This window comes from Streptococcus sp. 27098_8_74, assembly GCF_041431705.1.
GTDB classification, from domain to species: domain Bacteria; phylum Bacillota; class Bacilli; order Lactobacillales; family Streptococcaceae; genus Streptococcus; species Streptococcus salivarius_E.
This window is the reverse complement of sequence record NZ_JAPVYF010000054.1, coordinates 1-4,221: the sequence shown is the minus strand read 5'-3', so window position 1 is coordinate 4,221 and position 4,221 is coordinate 1. Positions and strand designations below refer to the sequence as shown.

Genomic DNA, 4,221 nt, shown 5'->3' with positions numbered 1-4,221 from the left:
CCCAGTTGTGAACACTGATCTTACAGGTAAAGCAGGTACTCGTACTCCAATCGATGTTATTGCTGAACCAGGTGCTAAGATTGAATTGTTCGACAAAGACGGTAACAAGATTGGTGAGGCTACTGCTGATGAAATGGGTCACGCAATAGTAGTACCAACGGTTAACATTCCAGAAGGTAATGTAACAGCGAAAGCGACAGACCTATCAGGTAATGTCTCAGATGCTAGCGCTCCAATGCTTGCAACAAGGGGTGGGTCAACAGATACCTTTAATAATGCTAAAGGTTCCGTTGTTGCCCAAACGACTGTGAAACCATCACCAGTTGTAGATGTTCAGGCAGTGGATTCATCAGATAAGCACATGAATCTTAAAGCAACAGCGACTATTTCAGCAGCTCAAAAAGATACTTCTACCCTTCCAGCGACAGGAGAAGAAGCATCAACTGCAGCTGTAGTACTAGGAGGAGTTCTTGCAGCATTTGGACTTACCTTGGCAGGTAAGCGTAAAAAAGAAGACTAAGATAAATTAAAAAACTTGTAGAAGTGATTTAATAAGTCATCTGAGTTTTCAAACGAAAAGACTCATCCCTAAACTGGGGTGAGTCTTTTTCTACCATTTGTCAAGTATAATACGGTTTCGAACTCAACATTATTTCTGATAGAGTATAATGGGAATTTTTTGAGAAATAGTTCAAGCCATTTTTTCTGACATTTGAGCATATAAAAACGACACCTTATCTGGCATTTTTTGAAATGGCAGAATAAGATTGCTTTGCCAGTCCAACTAACTTTTCAGCTATGTTGCCTATTCTGTTCTCTGAAATACGTTTAGAGGTGGACTGGCGAAAAGTCTCTTTCAACTCAACTTCTGATAATTCTAGCACCCAATGCTTGGTTGGGAAGATGGAAACAAGATTCCAATATTGCTCACCTGTAGGAGTAGATAGTAGATTTTCGATTTCTGGGAAGGCGACTTGAAGAACTTTGTGCAGCCTATTCTTCGTCCTTACGATATCCTCTGTCAGATTTTGGTAGAATCGACTAAGATCATGCAAGTTTTGATAGACTTTTTCTTGAACATAAGTTGGCTTACGGTTTAAAACGAATTGTGACGAAGCTAGTTTCTCTGCATAAATCTTATCGGTTTTCCGAACTCGTAATCCATCAAGTTGCTTCTTAGCTTCCAAAGGATTAAGACGTGTATAGTCATAGCTGTTTTCTTCTAGAAAAGCTTGGAGTCGGCGAGAGTAGACACCAGTAGCTTCGAAAATAATTTCAGGGTTGCTCACGGTCTTTAGATCCTTCAGTAGATGAGAAAATCCGATAATGTCATTAGGCATAGTATATCCATGAACCCTTTTACCATTCACAAGAATAGCGACTTCTGAGCTTGCTTTACTCACATCAATTCCAAAAACTACTCGCATGATATTACCTCTTAGTCTTGAATGATTCCTTGCTTTAGTGATGCCATTTTCAATACTCGACGTTTTTCGTCCCACATACTTTGATAACATTCTTCCTAAAACAGGTGTCTTGTCAGTTTTAGTTACGACGTCTAGCGCCAAAGGACTCATCGACTTAACAAGACACCTCTACTTTAACATAACGAAAAAGTAGTGAGTACTTTCTCCCGTCGGAGATTTCCTTACTACTAATCTTAGTATGTTTTATTTGTTATGATAGGGAGATAATACTAACTCAGGTAATTCGTTCATTTATTTTTTACCTTTCTCTTTAAATAGTTTTAGAGTGTTTCTTAAATATAAACTAAAACTTTTGAAATTGTTATGTAATTATGACTTTTCAAAATTGTATTGCAAATAGTAACAAGTTTCTCACTCTATAATAAGACTTTTTAATCTGGTACATGTACTAAATATTTTTTTAAAGTAAAATAATTTATTTATCAAGTATTTTATAGTTTTATTTTTCATTTTGTTGTCAAATCAATATTTTTAATAAATTAAATGTTATTTTATCTTTTTTTTACAAATCAACAAAATCTGTATTAATTAATTTTTATATTGATAAATATTTTGAAAGAAAAAAGTTTGATTTTCTAATATTTGTTATAAATCGAAAAAATAGAACTAATAAAGTAAGTGAAACATTATAAAATAAATGTTTTGAGCTCTAATTGTATAAGTTAAATTATTTTCCAAGATTTTCATTTTGAGTGAGAATCTCTCGATTATTAGAAAATTATGTTATAATGTGATAAAGATTTCTATCAATGGGGTAAAGGTAGAATGAGGCAAATATGTTTTTCAGACGAAATGCAGGTAAATATCGCGAAACAGATCGCGTAACTCGTTTCAAACTTATCAAATCAGGAAAAAACTGGCTTCGGGCAGCAACTGCTAACTTTGGACTTTTCAAAGTTGTTAAAGGAAGTGCAGATGCGCCGTCAGTTTCAGCGCAAAGTGTTGAGGAAAAAACACCGGTTCTCTCAGGTCAAGCATTACTAAAAGGAATAGCGGCTGCGGGTGCATTGGCTGGAGGTGCAGTTACGACTTACACTGCTCAAGCCGAGGAGATGACAAGTCCTGCTTTGGAGAGACAGCTAACTGCTAATCAAGATGTGACAGCTAACTCTGACTCAGTTGTATTGAGTACAGCGTCTGTTTCTGAAGCTTCAGTGGTAGCGTCAACAAGTCAAGAGTCTACCAGTTCTTCAGTTGACACCCAAGCAAGCACAGATGCATCTATATCATTATCCCAATCAGTTTCCCAATCTGTATCCCAATTGTTATCAGCTGAATTGTCACAAGCTATCTCAGAATCAGCATCTCTAAGCAAGGAATACTCTACCTCTGAGAGCCAGTCTCACACTGAAAGTGCTAGTGGTTCAAACTCAGAATCAGTTTCTGAATCAGCAACTTCAACAAGATCAGCTACCTCTGAGACAGCGACTCAAGATGACAAAAAAACAATCTTGGATCAAAACGTTTCAGAAGCAGAGTTGCTCGTTAATATAGCTAAAAATTACCAAGCAAAATTAACAGATACAGCTGCAAAAGCTGAAATCCAAACAGCTATTGCATCAGTTCAGGAAGAAGTTGCCAAATCAACAACCTTGCTTGCTGCATCAGCAACAAACGCTGCTTATGCTGAACAACGTGAGCGCCTTGGAAGTGCCGTTGAGGGTATGCTAACCAAGATTACAAATGCAGGTTTCAACGGGAATTCTACAGTTAGTGGTAGCCCGGCAATTATTTCAAATCTTAATTTAGCGAAGGGTGAAACTAAGGTTTATATTGGAAGTGGGACAGATACAGTTTATAATGTCCCAATCTATTATAAATTGACAGTGAAAAACGATGGAAAGAAACTCACATTTGTCTATAATATTTCATATGATAATCCAGCAACCTCGACAATCGAGAAACATACAAAAATAGGATATAACCACACACTATATAATACTGGAACAGGTGCGAATTCGACACAACCAATGTTTACACTTGGGAAAGGTTTGGGTACACCATCAAGTGTAACAAGTTATCTTACCGATTCTTCAGGGGCTAGATTTACAAATAACAATAGGCTTAGAGATAATACTACTCCTATTGATGCCAAGAATCCTGGATATACATGGGCAAATGGTGCACAACTAACCGGCTACTTTGCAAGACAAGGCTATGGATTAACCTCAACGTGGACTGTTCCTATCAATGGTGAAGATACTTCCTTTACCTTTACACCTTATGTAGGTGCGGACGATGATCCTACTTTTACTAACTATTTAAATGGTAAAATTGTTGAATCAGATACTACTAGTCAATCCCGTAGTCTCTCACAAAGTTTATCTATTGTTCAGTCCACGGTAGTTTCAAATTCTGTCTCTAAGAGTCAGGCTACTTCGAAGTCAGTTTCGCAATCTCTTTCGACAGTGGCCTCAGAATCGATTAGAAAGTCAAATGAAACTAGCAGATCTTTATCCACTAGCGAATCATTGCGGACAAGCTTATCCCAGAGTCAATCTACAAGTCATCGAATATCACAATCGGTGAGTACAAGTTCTTCATTGAGTGCATTTAATTCGCAAAGTTTATCAAGCTCAATAAGTCAATCAACGAGTCAGCGACTATCACAATCAGCAAGTACAAGTTCTTCATTGAGTACATCAAGATCGCAAAGTCTTTCTAGTTCGATAAGTCAATCTTTATCGACGAGTGCAAGTAGATCTGCTAGCGCCTCAGCTCGAACAAGCTTATC

At 37.2% G+C, this 4,221-nt stretch carries 2 protein-coding genes and 1 pseudogene; 2 read left to right on the top strand and 1 reads right to left on the bottom strand.

All coding sequences use genetic code 11. From position 1 onward, the window contains the following. Positions 1–520: Ig-like domain-containing protein (locus O3670_RS10820; RefSeq protein WP_371596160.1), on the top strand; the 520-nt coding region annotated here is incomplete at its 5' end. A gap of 220 nt (positions 521–740) precedes the next feature. Here O3670_RS10820 and O3670_RS10815 read toward each other — a convergent pair. Beyond that, positions 741–1,427: pseudogene (locus O3670_RS10815) on the bottom strand (IS110 family transposase); the annotation flags it as partial. Between the two features lie 836 nt (positions 1,428–2,263). Here O3670_RS10815 and O3670_RS10810 point away from each other — a divergent pair. Then, positions 2,264–4,221 (top strand): accessory Sec-dependent serine-rich glycoprotein adhesin (locus tag O3670_RS10810; protein ID WP_371596159.1); only part of this gene is annotated, 1,958 nt, incomplete at its 3' end.